This window comes from Methanococcus maripaludis (assembly GCF_013760955.1).
Lineage (GTDB): Archaea > AGJL01 > Methanococci > Methanococcales > Methanococcaceae > Methanococcus > Methanococcus maripaludis_A.
Map to the genome: position 1 here is coordinate 373142 of NZ_JACDUL010000001.1, position 24737 is coordinate 397878.

Below are 24737 nucleotides of genomic sequence, written 5' to 3' on the forward strand. Positions count from 1 at the left end.
TACAAATGGCAAGATTACACTCAGGAAAAAGAGGTTCCTCCGGTTCAACGAGACCATTAAGAACAGAAGTTCCAGAATGGGTTTCAATGAGCGCTGAGGATATTGAAGCAAAAATCGTTGAAATGGCAAAAGACGGTAAACAGTCAGCTATCATCGGAAACATTTTAAGAGACATGTATGGAGTCCCTAGCGTAAAATTAGTAACTGGCAAAAGCGTTTCATCAATCATGAAAGAAGCTGGTTTTTACACAGAAGTTCCAGAAGATCTCTTCAACTTAATGAAAAAAGCAATCAACTTGAGAAACCACTTGGAAAACAACCCAAGAGACACACACTCAACAGTTGGTTTAAAATTAATCGAATCAAAAATCAGAAGATTGGTTAAGTACTACAGAGGTACAAAAGTATTGCCAGCTAAATGGAGATACTCACCAGACACTGCAAGATTATTGGTCGAATAATCAAATTAATTTCTTTTTTTATTCTTTTTTGAAAAATTAAAAACAGTATTTTTAATAGTTTTATGATATTTTATTGATTCCAAAATTCATTGTAAAATAAGTCAAAGTCTTGATTATATTTTTTACCAATTTTTAACGCAAGTTCCGCATTTCTAAGTTCTTTTCCAAAATATGCTGCGTGATCCAGTTTAGTAATTAAATTTTCCCGTAACGCAGTTTCATAAATTTCTTTAGGAGTATGTCCTTTAATAATCAATTTTGGTTGAGTATGTACATAATACGTTGCGATTATTTCCTTATTTTTCCGATCAACGCGAATTTTAAAGCTTCCCCTATCAAGAAGTTGTTTTTCATTTTCAACTGCATCAATTATTTTTACATCTTCTAAATCAAACTCTTCATCGAATTTTTTATCTTTGTAATTTATAAGGTCATATCCAACATCTTTTGGAAGTGAATTTCGTTTTTTTGCTAAAAACAACATTTTTGACGCAATTTTCAACTCTTTTATTGAAAATTTACACTTTTGTGAAGCTTCAGGAGTAAACAAAATATTTCCGCCAATTTCTTGACCAATTGCCGCAATACTTGCATTTACTCCGTTACTGTCAACATCAAATAATTCTGTAACATTTCCAATTCCAAAAAACATAGGTATATTGTTTCTTTTTTTGAATTCGTAGCATGCAATTACACTTTCTGTGAAATTACAACCACTGTTATTTATCGGCTCTAAAATCGGGTCTGCGACAGCCGTTAACTTATTTTCTTCAAATTTTTTAAGAATTTTTTCCATATTCTGAATTTTTTCTGAAATTGATTCTGGAACTTCATTTGTTTTGTAGTTTGTTGGAAGAACAACTGACACCGTGTTTTTTTCTTTTAAATGTGGAAGTAATTCCCCAAAATTTCCTGAGTCCACACTTAAAATCATATCTACGTCTAAATTTACTGCTTCAATAAGTTCTTTAGTATTTAGTGTATCGACACTGATCGGTTTATCAGTAATATCCCGTACAGTTTTGATTATTTGCTTTAAATCTTTAGAATAATCTTCATTACTAACCATTCCCAGATCGATCATGTCTGCTCCGGATTCAACGTAATAATTTACTTTTTCTTCGAGTTCGTATTTAGAAAGCCACGGAACATGGACAATTTCACCAAGTACTCTCATCGGGTAATCGTTTCCAACTTTTAAATTTCCTATTTTTATATTTCCGTTTTTTAAGGGTAATTTTTCGGCATTTTCTATTTCTTTTTCGGCATTTTCTCGTATGAATTTAGCAATCTGCGAATCTGCATAATCTACTGTTGAAAGTTTAATTTTTTCGAGATTTTTTATTAAAACTGGAATATCTGAAGCTTCCCTAGTTGATTTGAAACATTTTATTCCTGTTTCTTCGTAAATTCTTGCTAAATCGTGTCTTATAAGTCCTGTTACGAGTACAAAATCATATATTTCGGATAATTTTTTATTTTTTGATGTTTCAATGTTTTTTATTTCTTTTATTATCAAATTAGGGGTTAAAAAAGCAGCAATTGAAATTTTCGCTTCAAAAACGTGGATAAAGTCGTAATTTTTTATTGCAGATGAAACTTTATTAAAAGCCTGCTTTCCAGTTATAACAAGTATTTTCATTAAATCACCGAAAAATATGGAATTTTTAAATTGGGATCCGAGAAATTTCTAATTTTTAGGAATAATCTTAAAAATTACTAGTACATATATTTCTAGTAGCTAATAATGTTTGTGATATGATGACTTTGAAGCAAATTTACGTCAATAAATTTAAGGGACTCGTTAGAAAAGAGCGAGACCACGAAATAAATTTTCACAAGGCAGAAATTAAAAAATTAGGAATAAAACGTGAAAATGTTGGAAGAGCCATTTTAAACTTAAACGGAAAAGTTCTTCGAGAATTTTTTGGAGAATATATTGTAAGATATGGAAGACGTGAAAAATTTAAGAAAACAGATATTTCCGTTGGAGATGTTGTTTTAGTGAGCAGGGGAAATCCACTCCAAAGTGACCTTTTAGGAACTGTAATTGAAATTGGATCAAATCACGTGGACGTTTCAATGGAAAATGTTCCAAAATGGGCTTTAAACGATATAAGGATCGATCTTTACGTAAATGATGTTACATTTAAAAGAATGCTAAATGCACTTGATAAATTCAATAGTACGGATAATCGACTTATTGATATTATTTTGGGAGTAGATGGTCCAAAACAATCTAAAAAAACAGAAATTCGATTTTTAGACCATAGTTTAAACGAATATCAAAAAGAAGCGGTTTTAGAAGCTCTTGCTGCAAGAGATTTATATTTAATACATGGGCCCCCTGGAACTGGAAAAACAAGAACTATTTCTGAAGTAATTTTACAGGAAGCTTTAAGGAAAAATAAAGTGATTGCAACGGCAGATTCAAACATTGCAGTTGACAACATTTTGTCAAACATTTCAAAGTATGAATCTTTCAAAATCGTTAGAATCGGACACCCTTCAAGAATTTCTAAAAAATTGATGAAATATTCTCTCCAAAATAAAATTACAGAACATCCTAACTACAATACCTTAAAAAAGATGAAAATGGATCTTCAGAAAAATTACGAAGTGAGAAAAAGTTTCAAAAGACCTGATCCAAAATGGAGAAGGGGGATGACTGATGATGATATAATTATTTTTTCAAAATTAAATAAGGATATACGGGGCGTTCCAAAGGAAACCATTAAAAAAATGGCTGATTGGGTAATTTGCAGTGAAAATATTGTTAAATTAAAAGAAAATATCCAAAAATTTGAAAAAAAGCTAATTGACGATATCATATCCACAAGTGATGTTGTTGTTGCCACAAATTCCATGGCTGGAAGCGAGATTTTAGAAGATTACAAATTTGATGTTTGTGTAATCGATGAAGGAAGTCAGTCAATGGAACCTTCCTCATTAATTCCAATTGTACTTTCTAGAAAATTGATTATTGCAGGAGATCACAAGCAACTTCCACCAACAGTCCTAAGTGAAGAATTGGAACTTAAAAAAACACTCTTCGAAAGGTTGATCAGTGAAAATCCCGATTTTTCAAAGATCCTTCAGGTCCAATACAGAATGAATGAAAAAATTATGGAATTTTCAAATGAAATGTTCTACGAAAATAAACTTATCGCACACGAATCTGTAAAATCGCACAATCTGCTCGATATTGTAGAAAACGTCTCAAAAGAAGATAAAGATATTGTAAACAAAAAACCGCTTCAGTTTATAAATGTGAACGGTCAGGAAAAACAGGACTCGTTTAAATCATCATATAACGTTGAAGAAGCTGAAAAAGTAGACGAAATAGTTTCAAAACTTCGAAAATATGAAATCCCCGTAAGTGTAATAACCCCGTATGATGCGCAGGTAAAATATATCTCTAACAAGTTAAACACTGATGAAATAGAAGTTAAATCCGTTGACGGGTTTCAGGGCCGAGAAAATGAAGTCATAGTAATATCTTTTGTCAGAACTGATAAAATGGGATTCTTAAAAGACCTAAGAAGATTAAACGTTGCAGTTACGAGGGCGAGACGAAAGTTGATAGTTGTCGGCTCCAAAAATTTGTTGATAAAGGACGATGCATACTCAAAATTTTTAAATTGTTTCAATGATAACCGATAATCAAAAGAAAAGATTGAATATTTCTCGAAATAATTAAAGAATACCGCTTTATTCCTTTTGTTTTTGCGACCGAATGATTTATATATGATAATATTTTATTTAGTTTGCTAATTATTATTTTCTATTTTGTATAGCTATTTAAAACTTAAAAATTTAAAAAATACGAGAGGTGTCTATCCTTATGATGAAAACAAGCGCAATACATTCCCCATTTGAAGCTCCAAATACAATTTCCCTTGTAGCTGGAACTGGAGATGCAAACAACCCACTTAATGCTTTCGACATGTCACTGTTAGAATCCGGTATCGGAAACTTAAACTTGATCAGAATCAGCAGTATCATGCCACCAAAAGCAGCAATTATTCCACTCCCAAAAATCCCGCAAGGTTCACTTGTTCCTACCGCATACGGTTACCAAATAAGCGAAGTAAAAGGCGAAACCGTTGCAGCAGGTATCAGCGTTGCAGTTCCAAAAGATAAAGAATTATGTGGTCTTATCATGGAATACGAATGCATCGGCGGTAAGAAAGAGTGTGAAGACACAGTTAGAAACATGGCTAAAGAAGGTTTCGAAATGAGAGGCTGGGAAATCGACGAAATCATTTCAATCGCTTCAGAACACACCGTTGAAAACATCGGATGTGCATTTGCAGCTGCAGCTCTCTGGTACAAATAAAATAATATACTTGTAAACAGAAACTATCATAAAATTTCACATATGTGGGATATTGAAACCATGATTTTAAACAAAACTGTCCAAAAAAACATAAACTACAAAAAAAACGTGAAAAGAGGCGAGATCGTTGAAACAGTTAGGAAAACACATCATCCTCGAACTTTGGGGATGCGAGAATCAAGCCCTGGATGACCAGCCGGGCATAGAAAAAATGCTTGTTGACGCAGTAAAAGCATGCGGAGCTACATTAATCTGTGTAAAAACACACAAATTCTCACCCCAGGGGGTAACCGGGGTTGCAGTATTATCTGAAAGCCACATAAGTATTCACACGTGGCCTGAACTTGGATACGCTGCAATGGATGTATTTACCTGCGGAGAACACGTTGCTCCACACGATACAATTCCAGAAATTCAGAAATTCTTAAAACCTGAAAAAATAGATGTTATGGATATAAAAAGAGGAATCATTGAAGTTGATGAGGTGAAAGAATGAAATTTGATGCATGGTACACAGAACCACAGACTGAAAATTTAAGCCTTTCGACCAAATTAAAAGATATCCTCTACGTTGGACAGTCCGAATATCAGGAAATTCAGGTTCTTGACACTTACGAATTTGGAAGAGTCCTGATTTTAGAAAACACGTACCAGACCAGTGAAAGAGATGAATTCATATACCACGAATTGATTTCACATCCTGCACTATTTACTCACGGAAACCCTAAAAAAGTTCTTGTTATCGGCGGTGGAGATGGCGGAACTGTTAGGGAAGTTTTAAAACATAAAAGCGTTGAAAAAATAGACTTCGTCGAACTCGATGGACAGGTTGTAGAAGTTGCTAAAAAGTTCCTTCCAACTTTAAGCTGCGAAATAGACAACGAAAAAGTAAACACGATCATCACGGACGGTATAAAATACGTTGCAGAAACTACTGAAAAATACGACGTAATCCTCGTAGACTGCCCAGACCCGGTTGGCCCTGCAGCAGGATTATTCGAAAAAGAGTTCTACAACAACCTCTTCAAATGTTTAAATGAAGACGGAATCATGGTTCAACAAACTGAAAGCCCGCTTTTACACGAAAAATTGATAAATAAAATCAAAGGACACTTAAAAGATGCTGGCTTTTCAACGATTCGCCCACTTGTTTGCAGTATTCCAACATACCCAAGCGGATTCTGGAGCTTTACATTGGCTTCAAAGAAAAACGATCCCTTAACTTCAGATGTTTTGGAAATTGAAAACAAATTAAAAGACATGGCTACAAAATACTACGACCACGAAGTCCACAAAGGAGTATTTTTAGCTACACCCAGATACTTAAAAGATTAATTCCTACCTTTTTTATTGTTTATTTCTTTGGTGATATCATATGTATTTTGAAGATTACTCCAAGTTTATTGCCGCTTATGATAATTTTAACGATGCTGATTTTGTTATTTTTGGAATCCCATTTGATGCTACAACATCATACAAACCAGGAGCACGATTTGGGCCTGATGAAGTTAGAAACGCTTCTTGGGGCCTTGAAACGTTTAGCCCGATTTTAAAGAGAGATTTAATTGATGTAAAAATTTGCGACAAGTATAATCTTTTAATGGAAGGAAACCAGTCTGAAATTATAAATAGGGCATACAACGCTTCAAAAGAAATTTTAGAAGCTAAAAAAATCCCTGTAATGATTGGCGGGGAACACTCTGTAACTTACCCAGTTGTAAAAGCTGTGAAATCGGTTTATGATGACTTTGCAGTAATTCACTTTGATGCTCACTGCGATTTAAGGGACGAATACATGGGAAATGAGCAGTCCCATGCAAGTGTAATACGAAGAACTTACGATTTAACAAAAGATATCTTCCAATTTGGAATTAGAAGTGGCGACCATGACGAATGGGAATTTGGATGGGAAAATACCAATATTTCAATGGAAATGCCTACAAAAGACGATATCAAAACGATTAAAGAACTTGAAAAACCAGTTTACGTAACAATCGACATTGATGTACTCGATCCTGCATTTGTACCAGGAACTGGGACTCCAGAACCTTGCGGGTTTACTCCAAAAGAACTTATAAACTCACTTTATCTTTTGGAAGAAATTAAGGAAAAAATTGTTGGTTTTGACGTGGTTGAAGTTTCACCTCATTACGACATTGGCAAGATTACATCTGTTACGGCAGCAAAAATCATTCGTGAATTGATACTCACCATAAGCAAATAATACGTCAATATTCGCAAAAATACGCGTTAATTCAAAATCAAATGTTAAAATTTAAATATAAAAATAAACATATCTGTAAAAAGTAAGAATCGTGGTGATATTTTGGTATCTGATAATGTAATGAAAACTATTGAGGAAATAGAATCACAAATCTCCCAAGACACTAGGTACATTGAACTTGTAACAACTGTCGAATATTTAATAGGTCTCGTTGTGGACGACAAAAAGGAAACATTTAGAAAAGCTTTAAACGATGCTGAAAACGTTGAAGACGTAAAAGAAGTATTAAACGCTATAAAATTACAGATAGGATCCCAAGGCGCTAAGAAATACCTCGGAATTTAATTTAACTTATTTTTATTCTATTTTAACTGTTAATTGAGAGTACAATTACTCCACTTAAAATCATTACAATCCCGGCTATTTGCGGGTATGTTAACTGCTCTTTTAAAAAAATTACTGCTAAAATCGTGGTTATTGCAGGCCCGATAGATGATAATGGTACCACAAAACTTGCTTTTCCCTTGTTAAGTCCATAATAAAGTGCAAGTGTTCCAAGTATTACCAAAACTGCGGCAATTACTCCGTAAATTAAAACTTTATTTGGATAATCGAGTAGATTCCGGCACTTTCCACCAAATAATATAACACATAAAAAAATTCCAACGATATTTACAATGATCCACTGAAGATACGGATCCTCATTTGAAACAATTTTTGCAAAAAAAGTACCCACGCCATATAATACTGCAGCGATCAGTCCAATAAGTACGCCGTCCATACCCGCCCCTCAAAAAAAATTGAAAAATTAAATGTTTATTGATTTTACAGCCCGTACATTTTCTATTTTCTGGATTTCTTCCATTACATCATCTGAAATCATGTGGTCAACATCCAAGAACATAATACTGTGTCCTCCAGGCTCTCTTCTTCCAACTTGCATTCCTGCAATGTTTATTCCGTGTTCACCAAGGAGTACTCCAACTTTTCCAACCATTCCCGGTCTGTCGATGTGTTTTATTATACAGATTGTTCCTTCAGGTTTTATATCCATTCTGTATCCGTTGATTTCCCTGAAAACAATTTCATTGTGTTCGATGCTTCCAATTATCGAAATTTCATCATTTAATCCTTTAGCAACAATCTTTATTGAATTCCCATAATCGCTTTCAGACATTGTGCCTTCTGCAATTTTGATGTTTCTGCTTTTCGCAATTACTGGAGCGTTTACTAAATTAACACCTGCAAGTAATATTGGTGCTAATATGCCTTTTAAAAATGACCTTTTAATTATTTCGGTCTTTTCATTTGCAAGTCCGCCCATGTAGGTGATTTCCAAAAGTTCTATTGAATTGTCAAGGTATTGTATTGCCATAGAACCCATTTTTTCTGCTAAAATCATGTAAGGTTTTAATTTTTTCATTTTTTCGGTTGGAACCATTGGAAGGTTTACAACGTTTTCAGCAGATTCGCCTTTTAAAATTTTAACAGTTTGCTCTGCAACAATTGTCCCTGCGCTTAACTGTGCTTCTTCTGTTGAAGCTCCCTGGTGAGGAGTTCCAATTAAATTATTGAGTGTTAAAAGAGGACTGTCTTTTGGAGGTTCCTGCTCAAATACATCCAATCCCGCTGCTTTAATTTTTCCACTGCTAAGTGCATCATAGAGTGCAGCTTCGTCAATTAAACCGCCTCTTGCACAGTTCATAATAACCATGTTGCTTTTCATGAGTGCAATCTGATCTTTTCCAATCATGTGTTTTGTTTTCGGAGTTAATGGAACGTGAAGTGTTATAAAATCACTTGCTGCACAGAGTTCATCTACAGTTAACAATTTTATTCCAAGTTCTGATGCAACATCTTCTGGAATATATGGGTCATATGCAACAATTGTCATTCCAAATGCTTGAGCTCTTTTTGCAACTTGCTGTCCAATTCTTCCAAGTCCAACAATACCAAGCGTTTTTCCGTAAATTTCCATACCTTTAAATGATTTCCTGTCCCATTCGCCTTTTTTAATTGATGCAGTAGCCTGAGGGATGTTTCTTGCTGCTGAAAGCATCATACCAAATAAAAGCTCTGCAACTGATATTGATGATGCATCTGGTGCGTTTACCACAACTACTCCTTTTTCAGTTGCAGCATCCAAATCAACGTTATCTACACCAACCCCAGCTCTTGCAATGACTTTTAAATTTTCTGATGCTTCGATAATTTCTCTTGTAACGGTTGTTCCACTTCTAACTACCAGAGCATCTGCATCTTTAATTTTTAATTTTATCTCTTCAACTGTTAACCCGGTTGCTACTTCGACCTCGCCTGCCTGTTTTAAAATCTCAACGGCACTCTCGTGAAGCGGGTCTGTTATAAGTACTTTTGACATTTAATCACCTAAATGAATACACAATTACTACACATCTCAATTTAACACAAAATAGTTATGGTTAATAATTTAAATAATTACTCAAACTAACCTAACAGATAAATATCATGATAACAAACTTATAGAAAAATTACGGTGGAATTGATGTACGGAATTTTAGTTTTGGAAGACGGCACCATCATCAGAGGGGATGGATTTGGTGCAGAAGCCGAAGTGCTCGGTGAACTCGTATTTAACACTTCCATGACAGGATATGTTGAGATATTAACTGACCCCTCATACAAGGGCCAGATTATTACAATGACTTATCCTTTGGAAGGAAATTACGGTGTTGAAAAGGAATGGTTTGAAAGTGACGGAATTAAAGCAGAAGGATTCGTTGTAAAAGATATGACTGGATTAGAACTCGACGAATTTTTAAAAGAATACAATATTCCGGGAATTTCAGGCGTAGACACGAGATATATTACAAGAAAAATAAGATCAAAAGGAGTTATTAGATCCCTCTTAAAAACGTCCACCAACCCGATAACTAAAGATGAAGAAACAGAATTAATTAAAAAAGTAGTAGAATACCCAGATATTTCAGAAATCGACCTTGTTCCTGAAGTGTCCACTAAAGAAACAGTTACATACAACGCAGAAAATGAAAAAACAAGTTGCGTCCTTATCGATTGCGGAGTAAAACAGAGCATTGTAAACTGCCTCGTTGAAAGGGGATGCAGTGTTATAAAAGTTCCATACAACTCTAAAAAAGAAGAAATTTTATCATACAACCCAGACTTTGTACTTGTTTCAAACGGCCCTGGAGACCCTGAAAACATGCTTGAAACGGTAGATACCGTTAAAAATTTAATTGGAACACTCCCAGTTACAGGAATTTGCCTTGGCCACCAGCTAATTACAATAGCACTTGGAGGAAAAACCTACAAGTTAAAATTCGGCCACAGGGGCGGAAACCAGCCTGTAAAAGATATTGAGTCTGGAAAAGTGTACATCACATCCCAAAACCACGGATTTGCTACTGATGATAAAATAGTTCCAGCAGGTTCAGAACTGATGCACATGAATTTAAACGATGATACAGTTGAAGGAATAAGAAAAATTGAATCAGAAGACATCAAAAATACAGTGTGGAGTGTTCAGTACCACCCAGAAGCAGGTCCTGGTCCACATGATGCTAGATTCCTCTTTGATGAAATGGTTGAACTTGGAATTAAGTTTAAAGCAGAAAAAGCATACTAACTTTTTCAAAACTATTACTTTTTTAAAAATTTAATATAACTTTTGAATATAATTTTATTTTTTACGTTAAAATCAAAGGAAAAACTATGGATCCACAAATTAAAACCACTGCTCTTGAATCTTCAAAAAAAGCCCTTGATTTAACCTATCAAAAAAATGAAATTTCAAAAGAAATTTATGAAAAATTACTGGAACTTCACAAAGTTAGAAACAAGGATTTTGATGAATTTTTAGCATATCTAACAAGCCATAAAACAGATCCAAATCTGGAAAAAGAAAAAGCAGTGGTTGCATTTAGTGGGGGCGTAGATAGTACTACATCAATAATTATTGCAAATCAAATTTTTGAAATTTGTGCAGTTACAGTGCGTTCTAAATATATAATGGATGCGGAAACTGAAAAGAATGTATCGAAACTTGCAAGCGTGTTAGATGTTTCACACGAATTTATCGATGTGAACTTGGATTCTATTTTTGAAGATACAAAATCTGGAAAATACCACCCCTGCGGGAGATGCCACAGCACAGTTGAATCTGAAATTTTAAATTACGCTGAAAAAAATGATATAAGCTATATAATATATGGAGATATGCTTTCAATTGGTTATTTATCAATTAAAAAACTCGATAATAAAATTATTCGTCTAAATATTCTATCATTTTTATCACTGGCAAAGGATGAAAGCAGAACTATTTTAAAAGAGTTTAACATTAATATAAACCAGTCTTACGGCTGTCAGCTGATTAAAAAAGCGCATAAACATAAAAGTATGCAGAAATTTACAATTCAAAGAATTTTAAGAGAAGTTAGGGCCCAAGTAATAACTCCAGAAGAGGGTTTGAAAAATATACTCGATGTTGTTAAAATGTAACTACTTTACTGCAATTGAAACAGAAACTCCGTCTTTTTTCATTTTATTTAAAACAATATTTTTCATTTCAAAATTGGTTTCTCCAGTAAGTTTTAAAATTCCAAGAATTGCGCAGGGTTCACAAACTCCGTAAGTTCCAATCGTTTTAAACACAAAATCAGAACGATTTAAAGACATTTTTGAATAAATTTCATTTATTTCATCGATTTCAAATATAAACAGACTTTTACCAAATCTTTCAGCAGTTTTCAAAATTCCAGATTCATCTTTTTTAATGGATACCGTTGAAAAGGAATCGATTCTCCATGTAGGAATGTCCCTTAAATAAAGCGCTTTTTTAACTGCCCAATACACTTTATTCGTTTCAATATTTTTTCTCGAACCTAATCCCAGACTTACAGTTTTTGGTTCTAAAAGTATATCATCAACTGAAACATAATTTTCGTTGTGAAAAGAAACATTGTAAGAATTTAATAACTTTTTAGAAGCTTTCCAGGATTTCGGAATAATTAAATCGGGTTTTTCAGATAAAACTTTTTTATTTATCAAAAGTATATCTTTTTTCAATGGATTTTCTAAAAAATAAATTTTTGATAGTTCATCAATCCCAATTTTTCCGTTAACGTCTGTTGCAGTTGTTTTAACAACATTCAAATTCAAAGAATTTCCGATTAAATCTGAAAAATAGTTTCCACCACCTATGTGGTTTGAGAGAAGCGGTACTACGTATTTTTTTGATTCGTCCATCAAAATTACAAAAGGGTCTTTTAATTTATCATTTTGAATTTCTGTAATGTATTTTCTCAAAACAATTCCTGAAGCCATTATAAAGATAAACCCGGTTTCGTTTCCAGTTATTTCAAAATCTTTTATATTAAAAACTTCGTTATCATAAAAATAGTAATCAAAAACCGATTTTACATCGTTTGCCAGTTTTTTGGCATTTTCTGTAATGTAAACAATTTTTATCATCATAACCCCAAAAGATGAAATTTCAAAAAATAATTAATTTTAAAGAAGTTTTGCAGCAACTTCTTTTGCCTGCTCTCTTTTTTCATGTAAATCAGTCATGAACTCAACTAATTTTTGGTAGCATTCTTTTTTACAGGTTCCACAGGTTAATTCCCCGCTTTTACATTGTTCATATAATTTTTTAAGTTCTTTATCATCTTCTATTAAGTGGTAAGTGTATAATTCATATACAACACACTCTTCAGGAACTCCACCAAGTTTTTTCTGCTCTTCGAGAGTCTCCCGTCCACCAGTTTTGCATGACATGACTTTTTTCTTAAATGATTTTGTAGGTTCATCTGAAAGATATATTGCAGTTTCAGGCTTTGATGAACTCATTTTTCCGCCTAAAAGACCAGTTATAAATCTGTGATAAGTTGAAGATGGCGCAATAAATTTAAAATCTTTGTATCTTCCCGCAATATCTCTTGTAAGCCTTATATGCGGATCCTGGTCAATTCCAACTGGAACTACAACGGGAACCTTTTTTTCAAGCTGAGGATGGAGTATATCTGCAACCTGAACAATTGGTGCAAAAACGTGCCCGATGTTTGTTTCTCCACCAAATCCGTAAATTCCCCTCATTTCAGTGAAATTCACCCGTTTAGAAAGTCGCATTGCAAGGTCTTTTACTGTTTCATTTTTTGATTGCAAATAAACATTGATTTCGGGATCGAGTCCTAAAGCGATGTAATTTGTTATGTATTCTTCAATTGCAAGCTTTTTAGTGGTTTCAAAATCCATTCCTCTTGCCCAGTAAGCCTCTAAATCAGCAATTGGAATGTATATATCTGCGCCATATTTTTGGTAGTATAAAAGCTGGTCAACAACCATTTTATGTCCAAAATGCATTTTTCCAGAGGGCATCATGCCTGAAACTACGGTAAAGTCTTTTCCGTTGTTCATTGCATCTGCAATTTTTTGAAAATCCCTGTGCCCAAACACAATCCCTCTTTTCATGAAGCTGTGCGGTTCTTTTAACGTGTTTACAATTTCTGAAATTGGATTTACACCAAATTGCTCCATTGTTTTTTTATAGTCCAAATCGTCTGAAACATCCCAAGGAGTAATCAATATTTCACCTTAATTAAATCAAATAACTTATTCATAGTTTTCCGGCAATTTTGCAGCAGTTTTATGACATTCTGCAAGTCCTAATGCTGCTACAGCACCAATTATACCGCCGTTACCAGTAACTTCTATAATTTCAATGTTGTTTCTCATTGCAACCATTTTAGCCTCGTTTATAGGCACCATTTCCCGTTTAGCTTTCATGGTGTAGAGTTTCATGCTTTGTGAAGGAGTAAGTCCCCTGTAAATTGCAATTGCAGTTTTTTCGGAAAGTGTTTTTTCTTTTAAAAGTTTTTCAATTTCTTTTCCGATTTTATACTTGTATTCTGGGTAAACTGCAAAAGTAAGCGCAATTGACACACAATTTTGTGTTTTATTTGGATTTCCAGGGAATAACTGGGTTATCGTGTGGTCGATGTAAAAACCCATTTTGGATTCTTCAATTAAATTTCCAACCTCATTTGCTAAAACCCAAGTTGCACCTTCTTCTTTTGTATCGGTATCGTCTATTCCAACGGTTATTTTTTCCATTTTTGGAGTCTGGATCATTCCCCTTCCAAGTTTTGATCCCCCACCTTTTTCGATCAATTCAGCACTGATCACATTTTTAGCATTTTTTCTAAGTTCAATTCCAACCCCTGCACCTGCAAGGCCCGTATAAACAATATGGACATTCCCATCTTTTAAATAAACTTCTTCAATTCCTGCTGCACTAATTGAAGGAACTAAATTAAGCTCGTTTTTTCCATTCTTTAAAATAAAATGGTGTTTATTTCCACTTCTCCATGATGAAACAATTACTGGAGATGTTCTTTGATACTGGTACATCAGCCATTCTGAACCGTTCGGACATGGATGTTCTTCAATAAGCTCCGTAAGTCCAAGTTCTTCGTCAACCATTGCCACAATTTTCTTATAAGATACATAATCAGCCATTTTCTCACCAATTAAGCCCCGATCTCGAGGTAATTCATAATCTCTTCGTAAATTAAATCAAATAAATCTTTTTCATAGTTAGATATTTTTTTATCAATGTCTGTTCTCGAAAGAGCATAGTTTAAAATTATGAATTCGAGGTCTCTTTCAATATTTCGTAATTTCCTATCCAATCCAACCATTCTATTATATATATCCCATTTTAGTGAATTATCAACCGAAATATTTAAATTTTTCAACTTGTGAAGGCAACCGGTTAACTCGTCGTAGTTTGAAATTCTTTTATGTGCATGCAATTTTCTAAGATGGGTTTCAAGATCGTTTAATTTATGAGTATATGCCCTAAGTTCATTGTCTAAAAACTGTATTTCTCGCACATTTACAAGATCGCGATCCAGATCCTTTAACGTATCCTCTAAAATGCATATTTCGTTATACATGCCCACATAACTTTTAAAAACATCCTTTAATTTTGAACTTTCTTCAAATTGCGGGTCTTTTAAAAGTATGAGTTCTGCGAGTTTTTTCAGCTTTTTGTTGTATTCTGCCATAATTTCACGGTCGAATATTAGAATTAGTTGAATTGTTTAATTTTAAATATTTCAGCAATTATTATTTAACATGCCTTATATTTACCAAAACACCATGCGTTGCTTTTTTCATTTCTTTTCCGCTCATTAATGCCCTTCCAACACCCAGAACTTCATTATTTTTTACGATAACTACTTCGTCATTTACAGAAACGGATTCATCAGCATCTTTAAATCCTGGAGCGAATAATGAACCTTTTTTAACGTTAAAATCAACTTCTACCCAGTTTGTTTTACCAAGAAGTTCTCCACCCTGAGAAGTTAAAACAAAAAGGCCGTTATCATTAATTGAAGCTAATTGAACCGTATTTTTTCCATCTTTTATGAAGAATTTAACGTGTCTTCCTTTTATCATTACATCTTCAGGTAAAAAGTTCTTTCCGAGTTGGAATTTTGCAAGTTCCTGATAATTATGAAGTCTCTGTGCACGTTTTGATTTTGTATCGGCGGTTTGATCTAATTCTTTTAAGATATTTTTGAGATTTTTTAACGAATTGTCAGACGTTGGATCCCCATCTGAAGAAATTATGTAATCTTCATCGATATCCAAAATTTCAAGATAGTGTTCTGGTAGATGTGCTATTATCTTTACTTCTTCAAATTTAGATTTTGCGATTTCGATGTAATTTTTTAGATATTTGTTTATAAACTCTATCTCATCATAACTCCATTCTCCAGTTACAGGAATATCATAATCCACAAGCCTTTCAAGAGCTCTTGGAACTACTCCGTAAGGTGAAGTTAAAATCAATTCTTCCACTGGCATTTTTACGGAATTAATTGCATTTATGAAGAACTGGTGGCTTTTAGAATATGAATATGGTTTTTTTGAGGAACATGGAAGAAGTATGATTACATTTGTATAGGGTTCGTAATTTTTTGCCCTTTCAATATACTTTTTAACTTCTGGAATTTTTGTCTCATCAATCGTTACGATTATTTTTTTTGGCTTTGAAATTGGAATATTTGTAAGTTCAGGTTTGAATCGCCTGTAATTTGACCTTAAATACGGATTTGAAATCGTAGTTTCCTCTACGAGATTTCTTAAAGAACCTGTCTCGATGCAGAATTTTACTTCATCTAAAACCTGATCAATTATCGATTCGTTGAACGTCTTTAAAGATTCAAAATCTTCTTCTGATTTTATGAGTCTATTTTTACTAAATTTGTAGCCCTGCGCTGCATAGTAGCTTGCAGATGAATAATCAAAATAGTCTGCACCCATATAAACTAGCAATGGAATTTCTGATGGCATTGCACCTGGAACGTATATCCCAGAATTTGGAGAAATTTTTTCCCTTACGTTTGGAATGATTTCGATCATTTCCCTTCTTTTTACCATCTTTCGAAGGTCAGAAATTACGTAAATATCCATATTTTCTTCAATATCGATTAAATCAGAATATTTTCCAGTATTTATTATCTGGTAAGCTATTTCACTTTTTCTTACATATTCTGATTTATTTAATTTTACGAACTCTTCTGCAACTTCCCTTGGTGCATCAAAAGGAATTTTTAGAGTTTTTAGGAATGGAACGTCTATATCAAACTCAATTATTTTTGGAGTGGTCGTGGAAGAAGTTAATTCGTGTTTCTCCTTGCAAATTCTTCCTATATCGTATAATATCGGCTCTAACATCTAAACACCTTTAAATAAGAATCGAAATTTCAAAAATCTGATTAAACTTTTAAAATTAAAATATATCTCATATATTATTAAACTATCCTAAGGGCTATTTGGTAGGTTACAAGCACCTCAACAAATGCTGCAATCACAAATAATACTATAGAAACTAAAAAAATCCGCAAAGAATCCATAAAATAATCTTTATAATGTTTTTCTTTCCTAAATTTCTTTATTAAACTCATCGAAAGGACTAAACCCGAAGTTGCTGCCAAAATAAGTGCTGGAATTTCGAAAATACCATGAGGTCCGATTAAAAGTATAAATTCTAATGGATTTGTTAAATAAAAAACATAAGCCAAAAGATATGAATTTACGGCGATATTTATAAGTGCAAAAAACATAATGATATATGTAAAAGCTGCGACAAATAGGTTATTTGCTAAAATTATCGCAATTATTTCAAATGGGCCCTTATTTTCTATTGAAAAGCTCTGAACTTTTATTTTAAATGTTTCATACATCAAATCTCCAAAATAACGGAACTGAAACATGTCATAAAAAATAAAAATATAAGAAAGTACAAATGTTGCTAAAAATATGGCCAAAACTAAGTAAATTGTATTCTTATGCCTTTTCAATGCATCAAAAATCTCTAAAATTTCGTAAACTTCCTTACTCATGGTACCAAGCGTGATATTGTGACTGAATCTTTAAAAAATAAATGCAATTCATCGGATAAAAACATGTTGGAAAGTGATGTTGTCAAACTTTTGTCTAATTTGGGCGTTAATTTTGACAATATGCTAAAATGCGGAATGTACATGTGTATCTGCGATGAATCCGAAAAAAAAGAAATAGAAACAAAATTCCTAGAAATTATGGAAAAACAGATTAAAAATCCAAATGTATCGACTCTTTTGATATCTGCAATCGTTATGGATGAACGGGGAAGAAATGGGGGCCTTCCCTTCGATTACGATAGTGATCCGACTTACATCTACGCAGATGAAGTTATTGGAATGGCAATTGCAAATGAAATTGCAGGAACCAAAGCCACATTCAATTTCAAATGGTACGATGCAAAAAAACCAGGAATTATTGGAAAACTTGATAAAGAAGGATACATGTTTTTAGATGATGCTGTTGCAGGATTTGTAAGTGGATGCATGTCTAAAGTTTTTGAATAGAATTTTCAAAACAATATCTTTTTTTAATATATTCGATATAATATAAAACAAAATAATCTCAAAGAACGGGAAATCTATGGAAATTGAAAGACTTTATAAAAAAATAGTCGAATTAAGAGATAATAACTCTAGTAAATTTCTGGTGCTTTCAAAGCATATTCAATCGATGCCTGAAGATATGTTTGAATATATTCTGAAAAGACTGGAAACACAGATTGAAATTGTAAAAAAATACGGAATAGAAATAAGACCTGCGATAGATCCATTTGTCTCATCAGAACTTGGAATATATAGAAGGCTTGATGACTTAGAGCTTGGTGAACTTTTAGATTACCCAGAATGCTGTGTAAAATCTTTTTCCGAAACTGCACGATATGGGATCGATTCAGAACATTTGAAAGAAATTGAGAGTATGGATTTTGATGAAGATATATACGCAATTATACTTCCATCCGGATTTATTCCGTGCAGTATCAATTGTAAAGAAGCCGTAAATAATAAATTAATTGGTAAAATAGATAAAAAAACTTACGATAAACTTTTAAAGTTAGAAGAAGAACTTTTTAGGGAATTACCTCACTATCATGGGGCTTATGATGAATATTTTGAAAAAATAATTGTAAAAAAATAAAAAAGGGTAAATTTATGTATATTATCATTGCAGGAATGGGTAGAGTTGGAATTTCACTTGCAAAATCGCTTTCAGGTAAGGGACACGATTTGGTGTTGCTCGATCAGAACAAAAAAACATGTGAAGAAGTTGCAGGCGAAATCGATGCCCTCGTAATTAATGGGGACTGTACAAAAACAAAATCGCTTGAAAATGCAGGCATTGAAGATGCAGAAATATTTATTGCAGTTACTGGAAATCAAGAAATAAACCTGATCAGTGGATTGATTGCAAAAAAATTCAATGTTCCAAAAACTATCGCAAGAGTTAGTGAACCGGATTACAAAAGCGTGTTCGAAAGTCTTGGAATTGGTGTTGTAATAAGCCCCGAGCTTGTTGCAGCAAACTACATAGAAAAATTAATCGATAGACCTGGTGTTGTAGACCTTGCAATCGTTGGAAGGGGGGATGCAGAAATATTAGAACTCATAATTCCTCCAACATCAAAAGTTGCAGATAAAAAAATCAGGGAACTTGGTGGGGCAAAGGACTACGTCATAATTGCGATCTACGAAGGAAACGAGCTAAAAATTCCGGATGGAAGTACTGAATTAAAAGCATACGATAGAATCTTAATTTTGGTTAAAACAGATTCATTGGAAGAAGTTAGAAAAGTCTTTTCAAGTGAAAACAAGGAATGATTTAAAAATTAAAAATAATCTTTTTAAAATTTATTTTAAGTACTTTAAACAGTAATCTGCAATTTTTTCTGGAACATTTACAAAATTCATCATTCCCCTAAACTGCGGCGTGATATTTGCTTCCAAAATATAAGTATTATCTTTTGAGATTAAAACATCGATTCCAACGATATCTGCACCCAGTTTTTTTACAGAATCTAAAACCATATCTTTTGCTTCACTTGATAGATTAAATTCTTTTATTTCTGCACCAAGAGAATAATTCGCTTTCCAGCTGTTTTTTGGAATTCTTTCCATCGATCCGATGATTTCATTATTCAACACGAAAACCCGAATGTCATGAATGTATGGAATATATTCCTGAACAAAAAGTTCACTTCTTTCATCTTTTTTATTAAATACCTCAGCAAATCCAGACTCTGAATCTACCTTCAAAACCCCGTCCCCATATCCGCCATATATTGGCTTTATGACACAGGGAAATCCAAAATTAGCATTTATTTTTTCAATAATTCCAGACATATCCCCGGAATATGTTAAAAATGATTTTGGAGATACTTTTTTTAATTTTAAGTATGTAAAATATTTATTCTGACATGTTTGAATGGTTTCGGCGGAATTTATAACTGGAATATCTTTTGGAATATCATTTAATGCATAAATTCCTTCTTTTAAAAAATCCCGTTCAACCCTTGATAAAATTAAATCAAATTCATAGTTTTCGAATCTCATAAAAACTTCTAACGGGTCGATAAATTCAACGCTACATTTTTTATTAAGTTCTTCGTAAATCATTAAATTTTCAGGCGTTTTTTTGTGCGCCAATATTCCGATCTTCATAAAAATCCCTATTTTATAATTTGAACGTTTATAGACTCCAAATCTCCGCCCATTACATAGGATAATTTTATTTTAACAGTTCCTGCCTTTAATTCTCCAGTTATTGGAATCACAAGCGGTGGATTTAACATGGGGCTTGAACCAGAAATAAGATCCTCTTTTAATTTTGTATAAGTGTTCAACCTTACTGCCGGATTTTTTACGTCTTCTTTTAAATCAAAGTTAAGTAAATATTCGACATCTTCATCATTTACCTTGTAAAAATTAATAGTATCATAAATAATTTCGTTTGAAACCTCTTCTGACGTTACTTCTTCATCGTAATAAATGTGGTCCATTTTTGATTTAACAATCTGTGCAGAGTTATAAACTTCTTCTGGGATTATTATTCCCCCTTCTTTTAAAAGCCCTTTTTTGATTATTGAATTTAAAACCGGAACCTGTGGTTCGGTAATCAATCCAGTATCGAGAAGTTCTGCAATTACGATGTCTGCTTTTTCTGAAAAGGGATAATAAGCCGCGTCATCTTCGATAACAGTAATATTTTTAAAATCGTTTTCTTTTATATTTTCTTTAGTATAGTCAGTTGTTATAGGATCTAATTCAACTGCATAAACGTGTTTTGCATTTTTTGCTGCAATCATTGCAAGAATTCCACTTCCAGTTCCAAGATCAAATACGATATTACCAGATTTTACGGATTCTTCAACTGCTTCCTTAAATACTGAAACTCTTTCATCATCTAAAAGCATACTGTAGTGCCACTGAGGTACAGACAATTTTAATTCCACCAAGACCACCAGAGAATTTTAGTTTAAAAATGAATATCTTTGGTGATATATTAAACATACCAATCTTAAAGATTGGTTATAAAAATAAAAAAGATTGTTAATTCATAAATCCAATTTCTAGTTATTCAAATCTCAGAGAATATTCTCCAACATTAATATCAGAATATATTTCATCTTTTGAGTTCATTTTATGAATTTTCTTGGAAATTTCACTCAAAAAAGCTGTAACCTTTAGTCCTTCTTCCAAATTTTTAGGAATTACAAATATTTTTCCGTTTGGCCCCATATCCTCAATATAATTCCCATTTGCAATTATTTCATTTTTATGAATTATTTCAAAATTTAACATGGTTCGCCCCCATTCAAAACCATTGAAATATATAATTAAATTAATTTATTGGAACTTAAAAACTAAAATAGCGATATTATAAACCAGTAGTTAAAATTATGACTTTTATCAGTATATAAATATTATAATTAAATTAAAAATATTATAATAAATCCAGAACTTTTAAAAATAAGGATTGAAAGTTTTTCCAAAAATTTCTTAAGATATACCTTCCAAAACATTGTAAGAAAACATATCGTAAGTTAAAAAGGATCGATTAAAAACTATTCTGGTGCCATTATGGAAAAAGTAGTAATTACTGTTGACGAATTAAAAAAAATGATTCGAAATAACGAAGAAGATAAAATTGACGAAGTTAACGTTGTAACGGCAGGCACTTGCGGAATAATGTCTGGAACTTTGGGGATATTTCACATTCCAATTGGAGAATCATTTAAAAAAGCTGAAAAATTCTATTTAAATGGAATTGAAGGATATCCTGGACCCTGTCCAAATGAATTTTTAGGAAGTGTTGACTGCACAATTTATGGAACAAAACATTCTGGAAATTACGGTGGAGGATTTTTATTCAAGGAATTAATTTCAGGAAAAGAAGTCGAAGCAGTCGTTGAATCAGCTGGAAAAACATATAGAAAAATGTTAAAATTAGAGGATATACCAACTGCAAGACTTGTTGGAACCAGAAATGCATTTAAAAATTATGTGGCACTTACAAACACTGGAGAACCAGTAAATACAATATTTCATAGAAAAATGTTAAAACCTGGAGAAGCTTCGTTTTCAGGCTGCGGGGAACTAAATCCGCTCCAAAATATGTATTCTGATGAAAAATACATTACTGGAAAAAAAATACTTGTGAATGGCGCAGAAGGACTTATTTTGGGATATGGAACCAGATCCTCAAAAGAAAAACCAAACATGATGATTTCAGCAGATATGCATGAAATGGACGAATATTATATTGGGGGATTTGTAACGTCAGCAGGTGCAGAGATTTTTAACACGATTGCGGTTCCGATCGAAGTAAACGAAAAAAATAAAGAATATTTAAAGACGCTTGATTCTGAAATAGAACTTCCGCTAACAAATGTATTTGGAAGAACTAGTCTCGGTTCTGGAAAATATTCCGAAGTATGGGAAAATGCTGAATTAAGACCCAAAGTTGATATTAACCGATGCAGAGTTTGTGATTTTTGTGAAGCTCAAAAAATGTGCCCTACAAATGCAATCGTAAGGCTTGACCATTTGGGAAAAAGAAGCCTTCCAAATGAAAACTGCTTTGGATGCGGGGTCTGTGTTGATTCCTGTACTTATGGAGTATACCAGATGGATAGAAAAAGTATTTTGGATATTCCAATAACTTGCAGGCAGTCTGATAGAATTAGAGCATTAAAACTTGCGAAAGAACTTAAAAAACGAATTGAAAAAGAAGAATTTGAATTGTAATATTTATTTTAAAGTTAAAAAATAATTATTCATTATTTTCAAAATCCGTGTTTTCTTCCAAAATACTTTCTTTTTTAGATAAAAAATAATTTGAATAGCTTCTGTATCCAAATACCGTTAAAAACATCTGTAAAAACGGCATTGCAAGTACAATAAGGGCTATTGCAATCATTAAAAATACGTTTTGTGTGAATATTCCAATTAATACTGGGATCAATAATATAATAATCACCGGAATGACCACCAATATTGAAACGAGTGCCACTGCAACAAGTACAAGTACGTATTCTATTGATATTTTTGAAACTACTTCTTTTAAATCAAAAAATCCCATGAATTTCTTTTTATCTACGAAATTAATCGTTGCAAGGGTTATGTAAAGTGCTTCAATCACCGAAAGTACAAAAGACACCAAATTCATGAAAATGTTAAATATCAACAAGTTTGAATAACCATCATTTAACATCAAAAGTATAACAAATGGTGCTGTGACGATAACGCTTATTATTCCAAATATCACTTGTAAAATGAAAATTCCAAGGAAAAAATATGCCCCCTTAGTTAAAAGTTCTTTAAAATCTTCCCATTCTGGAAGTTCAAAGCTGCCTTCAAGGGTATTTTCAATTATTCTCATGTAATATCCATAAATAAAAGCAGTGAAAACTACACCAATCGTTGCAACTATAAAACCCAGTAAAACTCCGCCAAGAGATGTAACTAATGCAAGTTCCGGTGCAATATCCATTAAAGATGGGATTAAACTTGCAAACATTATAACAAGTCCTGATATTATTCCCCCAATTGAAATTAATTGGAAAACTCCGCCCACAAATATTTTTTTCGGATCGGACCATGCGAATTGTAGTGGATCCTTAATATACCGTTCAAAAAACATTTTTCCAAACACCCGCAATGCTATCATAATTTAATTTTGATATGCCTAATTAAATTATTTTTTTTCTTGCATATCTATGTAATTATTAATTTTACCTTTTGTATGGGTGATTTTGGTTAAAAGAATCGTCTAAAAAAGATATTTTGATGGTATATATTCCAAAATGTATCGAAAAAGAAGAATTTAAAAGTTAAGTGTTATTTTAAAATAAAAAAATAATTATTCATTATTTTCAAGATCCGTTTTTTCTTCCAACATACTTTCTTTTTTAGACAGATAATAATTCGTAATGCTTCTATACCAAAATACTGTAAAAAACATGCATAAAAACGGCATTGCAAGTACAATAATGGATATTGAAGCCATTAAGAGTACATTATTAGTAACCGTTCCAATAAGCACGGGAATTAATAGTAGTATACACACAATCATAGTTATCAAGATAGTAACGATGGATATTGCAACAAGCACAAGCACGTATTCAATAGACATTTTTGAAATAATTTCTTTTACCTCAAAAAATCCCTTGAAATCATTTTTATCCACGAAATTAATCGGTGCAAGTTCCATGTATAATGTCTGGACAATTGCCATTCCACAAGATATCAAATTTATAAGTGCTCCAATAATAAGCATATTGGAAAAACTTTCCGACCACATAGTCAACCATAGGGGTAAATAAAACGGAATTATGAGTATTGTTGTTATTAGAGTAAATACTGCATAAATAATAAAAAGTCCAGTTAAAAAATACGCACCCTTTTTTAAAAGTTCTTTAAAATTCTCCCATTCTGGAAGTTCAGAACTGCCTTGAAGAGTATTTTCAATTAATTTCACACAGTATCCGCCGATAAATGCATAAACGACCACACCAATTGTTGCAATTATAAATCCAAATAAAACTCCACCAAGTGAAGCAAATAATGCAATTTCAGGTGCAATATTCATTAAAACAGGAATTGCACTTGCAAACATGACCATAACTCCAACAGATATCCCAAACATAGAAATTAAATGAAGAACTCCTCCCACAAATATCTTTTTCGGATCCGACCACGCATACTGTAGTGGATCTTTAATATATTTTTCAAAAAACATTACATAAACACCCCGATGTTATTATAACTAAATTAAGATATAATTTATTAAATCATTTTCTTTT

Annotated in this window: 27 protein-coding genes; 13 read left to right on the forward strand and 14 right to left on the reverse strand. The window is 32.7% G+C overall.

Annotated elements, in window-relative coordinates:
• The first annotated feature begins 5 nt into the window (after positions 1 to 5).
• Positions 6 to 461 carry a 30S ribosomal protein S15 gene (locus HNP90_RS02095; protein ID WP_011977210.1) on the forward strand — a complete coding sequence of 152 codons (456 nt, stop codon included), beginning with the start codon at positions 6 to 8 and terminating at the stop codon, positions 459 to 461.
• Positions 462 to 531: 70 nt separating this feature from the next.
• Here HNP90_RS02095 and HNP90_RS02100 read toward each other — a convergent pair whose 3' ends face one another.
• Entirely contained in the window at positions 532 to 2103 is a 1572-nt protein-coding gene (locus HNP90_RS02100) for a dihydropteroate synthase-like protein (protein ID WP_011977211.1), read from the reverse strand.
• A gap of 119 nt (positions 2104 to 2222) precedes the next feature.
• Here HNP90_RS02100 and HNP90_RS02105 point away from each other — a divergent pair, with 119 nt between their 5' ends.
• The 6 genes from HNP90_RS02105 (at position 2223) to HNP90_RS02130 (ending at position 7369) form a co-directional block, all read left to right on the forward strand.
• Entirely contained in the window at positions 2223 to 4124 is a 1902-nt protein-coding gene (locus HNP90_RS02105; protein ID WP_011977212.1) for an IGHMBP2 family helicase, read from the forward strand.
• Positions 4125 to 4305: 181 nt separating this feature from the next.
• Entirely contained in the window at positions 4306 to 4800 is a 495-nt protein-coding gene (locus tag HNP90_RS02110; RefSeq protein WP_011977213.1) for a pyruvoyl-dependent arginine decarboxylase, read from the forward strand.
• A 127-nt stretch (positions 4801 to 4927) separates the two neighbouring features.
• Positions 4928 to 5296 carry an adenosylmethionine decarboxylase gene (gene speD / locus HNP90_RS02115; protein ID WP_011977214.1) on the forward strand — a complete coding sequence of 123 codons (369 nt, stop codon included), beginning with the start codon at positions 4928 to 4930 and terminating at the stop codon, positions 5294 to 5296.
• Entirely contained in the window at positions 5293 to 6135 is an 843-nt protein-coding gene (gene speE, locus HNP90_RS02120) for a polyamine aminopropyltransferase (protein ID WP_011977215.1), read from the forward strand. Before speD ends, speE begins: the two co-directional genes overlap by 4 nt.
• A 40-nt stretch (positions 6136 to 6175) precedes the next feature.
• The gene (gene speB / locus HNP90_RS02125; protein ID WP_011977216.1) at positions 6176 to 7024 is read left to right on the forward strand and encodes an agmatinase; all 849 of its coding nucleotides are present in this window, start codon (positions 6176 to 6178) and stop codon (positions 7022 to 7024) included.
• A 102-nt stretch (positions 7025 to 7126) separates the two neighbouring features.
• Positions 7127 to 7369 carry a hypothetical protein gene (locus tag HNP90_RS02130; protein WP_011977217.1) on the forward strand — a complete coding sequence of 81 codons (243 nt, stop codon included), beginning with the start codon at positions 7127 to 7129 and terminating at the stop codon, positions 7367 to 7369.
• 22 nt (positions 7370 to 7391) lie between these two features.
• Here the strand turns inward: HNP90_RS02130 and HNP90_RS02135 are convergent, their stop codons facing one another.
• Positions 7392 to 7805 carry an EamA family transporter gene (locus HNP90_RS02135; protein WP_011977218.1) on the reverse strand — a complete coding sequence of 138 codons (414 nt, stop codon included), beginning with the start codon at positions 7803 to 7805 and terminating at the stop codon, positions 7392 to 7394.
• A gap of 27 nt (positions 7806 to 7832) precedes the next feature.
• Positions 7833 to 9404: a phosphoglycerate dehydrogenase gene (serA, locus tag HNP90_RS02140; protein WP_011977219.1), complete on the reverse strand. Its 1572-nt coding sequence runs from the start codon at positions 9402 to 9404 to the stop codon at positions 7833 to 7835.
• A 144-nt stretch (positions 9405 to 9548) separates the two neighbouring features.
• On the opposite strand from serA, the gene carA reads away from it, so the two are divergent.
• Both carA and HNP90_RS02150 read left to right on the forward strand, forming a co-directional pair.
• Complete coding sequence (gene carA / locus HNP90_RS02145; protein ID WP_011977220.1) at positions 9549 to 10649, forward strand: glutamine-hydrolyzing carbamoyl-phosphate synthase small subunit; 1101 nt, start codon at positions 9549 to 9551, stop codon at positions 10647 to 10649.
• 86 nt (positions 10650 to 10735) lie between these two features.
• Complete coding sequence (locus HNP90_RS02150; protein WP_011977221.1) at positions 10736 to 11521, forward strand: 7-cyano-7-deazaguanine synthase; 786 nt, start codon at positions 10736 to 10738, stop codon at positions 11519 to 11521.
• On the opposite strand, the gene HNP90_RS02155 is transcribed toward HNP90_RS02150, so the two are convergent.
• The 6 genes from HNP90_RS02155 to HNP90_RS02180 all read right to left on the reverse strand — a co-directional run bounded on the left by HNP90_RS02155 (position 11522) and on the right by HNP90_RS02180 (position 17436).
• Positions 11522 to 12493, reverse strand: a complete 972-nt coding sequence (locus HNP90_RS02155) for a cobalt-precorrin 5A hydrolase (RefSeq protein ID WP_011977222.1) — start codon at positions 12491 to 12493, stop codon at positions 11522 to 11524.
• 39 nt (positions 12494 to 12532) lie between these two features.
• Positions 12533 to 13606: a tryptophan--tRNA ligase gene (locus HNP90_RS02160; protein WP_011977223.1), complete on the reverse strand. Its 1074-nt coding sequence runs from the start codon at positions 13604 to 13606 to the stop codon at positions 12533 to 12535.
• Positions 13607 to 13633: 27 nt separating this feature from the next.
• Complete coding sequence (gene mmp11 / locus HNP90_RS02165; RefSeq protein WP_011977224.1) at positions 13634 to 14539, reverse strand: methanogenesis marker protein 11; 906 nt, start codon at positions 14537 to 14539, stop codon at positions 13634 to 13636.
• A gap of 11 nt (positions 14540 to 14550) precedes the next feature.
• Positions 14551 to 15090, reverse strand: coding sequence for a hypothetical protein (locus tag HNP90_RS02170; RefSeq protein WP_011977225.1), 540 nt, complete (start codon positions 15088 to 15090; stop codon positions 14551 to 14553).
• A 61-nt stretch (positions 15091 to 15151) separates the two neighbouring features.
• The gene (arcS, locus tag HNP90_RS02175) at positions 15152 to 16768 is read right to left on the reverse strand and encodes an archaeosine synthase subunit alpha (RefSeq protein ID WP_011977226.1); all 1617 of its coding nucleotides are present in this window, start codon (positions 16766 to 16768) and stop codon (positions 15152 to 15154) included.
• Positions 16769 to 16845: 77 nt separating this feature from the next.
• Complete coding sequence (locus HNP90_RS02180) at positions 16846 to 17436, reverse strand: stage II sporulation protein M (protein WP_011977227.1); 591 nt, start codon at positions 17434 to 17436, stop codon at positions 16846 to 16848.
• Between the two features lie 18 nt (positions 17437 to 17454).
• Here HNP90_RS02180 and HNP90_RS02185 point away from each other — a divergent pair, with 18 nt between their 5' ends.
• From HNP90_RS02185 to HNP90_RS02195, 3 genes are all read left to right on the forward strand, one after another.
• Positions 17455 to 17943 carry a phosphatidylglycerophosphatase A gene (locus HNP90_RS02185; RefSeq protein ID WP_011977228.1) on the forward strand — a complete coding sequence of 163 codons (489 nt, stop codon included), beginning with the start codon at positions 17455 to 17457 and terminating at the stop codon, positions 17941 to 17943.
• Between the two features lie 76 nt (positions 17944 to 18019).
• The gene (locus HNP90_RS02190) at positions 18020 to 18574 is read left to right on the forward strand and encodes a DUF483 domain-containing protein (protein WP_011977229.1); all 555 of its coding nucleotides are present in this window, start codon (positions 18020 to 18022) and stop codon (positions 18572 to 18574) included.
• A 14-nt stretch (positions 18575 to 18588) separates the two neighbouring features.
• Positions 18589 to 19254: a potassium channel family protein gene (locus HNP90_RS02195; protein ID WP_011977230.1), complete on the forward strand. Its 666-nt coding sequence runs from the start codon at positions 18589 to 18591 to the stop codon at positions 19252 to 19254.
• Between the two features lie 30 nt (positions 19255 to 19284).
• Here the strand turns inward: HNP90_RS02195 and HNP90_RS02200 are convergent, their stop codons facing one another.
• From HNP90_RS02200 to HNP90_RS02210, 3 genes are all read right to left on the reverse strand, one after another.
• Positions 19285 to 20094 (reverse strand): ATP-grasp domain-containing protein, encoded by an 810-nt coding sequence (locus HNP90_RS02200; RefSeq protein ID WP_011977231.1) that lies wholly within the window; start codon positions 20092 to 20094, stop codon positions 19285 to 19287.
• A gap of 8 nt (positions 20095 to 20102) precedes the next feature.
• The gene (locus HNP90_RS02205; protein WP_011977232.1) at positions 20103 to 20885 is read right to left on the reverse strand and encodes a 50S ribosomal protein L11 methyltransferase; all 783 of its coding nucleotides are present in this window, start codon (positions 20883 to 20885) and stop codon (positions 20103 to 20105) included.
• Between the two features lie 121 nt (positions 20886 to 21006).
• Positions 21007 to 21234 (reverse strand): hypothetical protein, encoded by a 228-nt coding sequence (locus HNP90_RS02210; protein ID WP_011977233.1) that lies wholly within the window; start codon positions 21232 to 21234, stop codon positions 21007 to 21009.
• A 279-nt stretch (positions 21235 to 21513) separates the two neighbouring features.
• Between HNP90_RS02210 and HNP90_RS02215 the strand changes: the two genes are divergently transcribed.
• On the forward strand, positions 21514 to 22680 hold the full coding sequence (locus tag HNP90_RS02215) for a methanogenesis marker 16 metalloprotein (RefSeq protein WP_011977234.1): 1167 nt from the start codon (positions 21514 to 21516) through the stop codon (positions 22678 to 22680).
• 25 nt (positions 22681 to 22705) lie between these two features.
• On the opposite strand, the gene HNP90_RS02220 is transcribed toward HNP90_RS02215, so the two are convergent.
• Positions 22706 to 23575, reverse strand: coding sequence for a DUF4013 domain-containing protein (locus HNP90_RS02220; RefSeq protein ID WP_011977235.1), 870 nt, complete (start codon positions 23573 to 23575; stop codon positions 22706 to 22708).
• Between the two features lie 219 nt (positions 23576 to 23794).
• Positions 23795 to 24673, reverse strand: coding sequence for a DUF4013 domain-containing protein (locus HNP90_RS02225; RefSeq protein ID WP_011977236.1), 879 nt, complete (start codon positions 24671 to 24673; stop codon positions 23795 to 23797).
• Positions 24674 to 24737 lie beyond the last annotated feature (64 nt).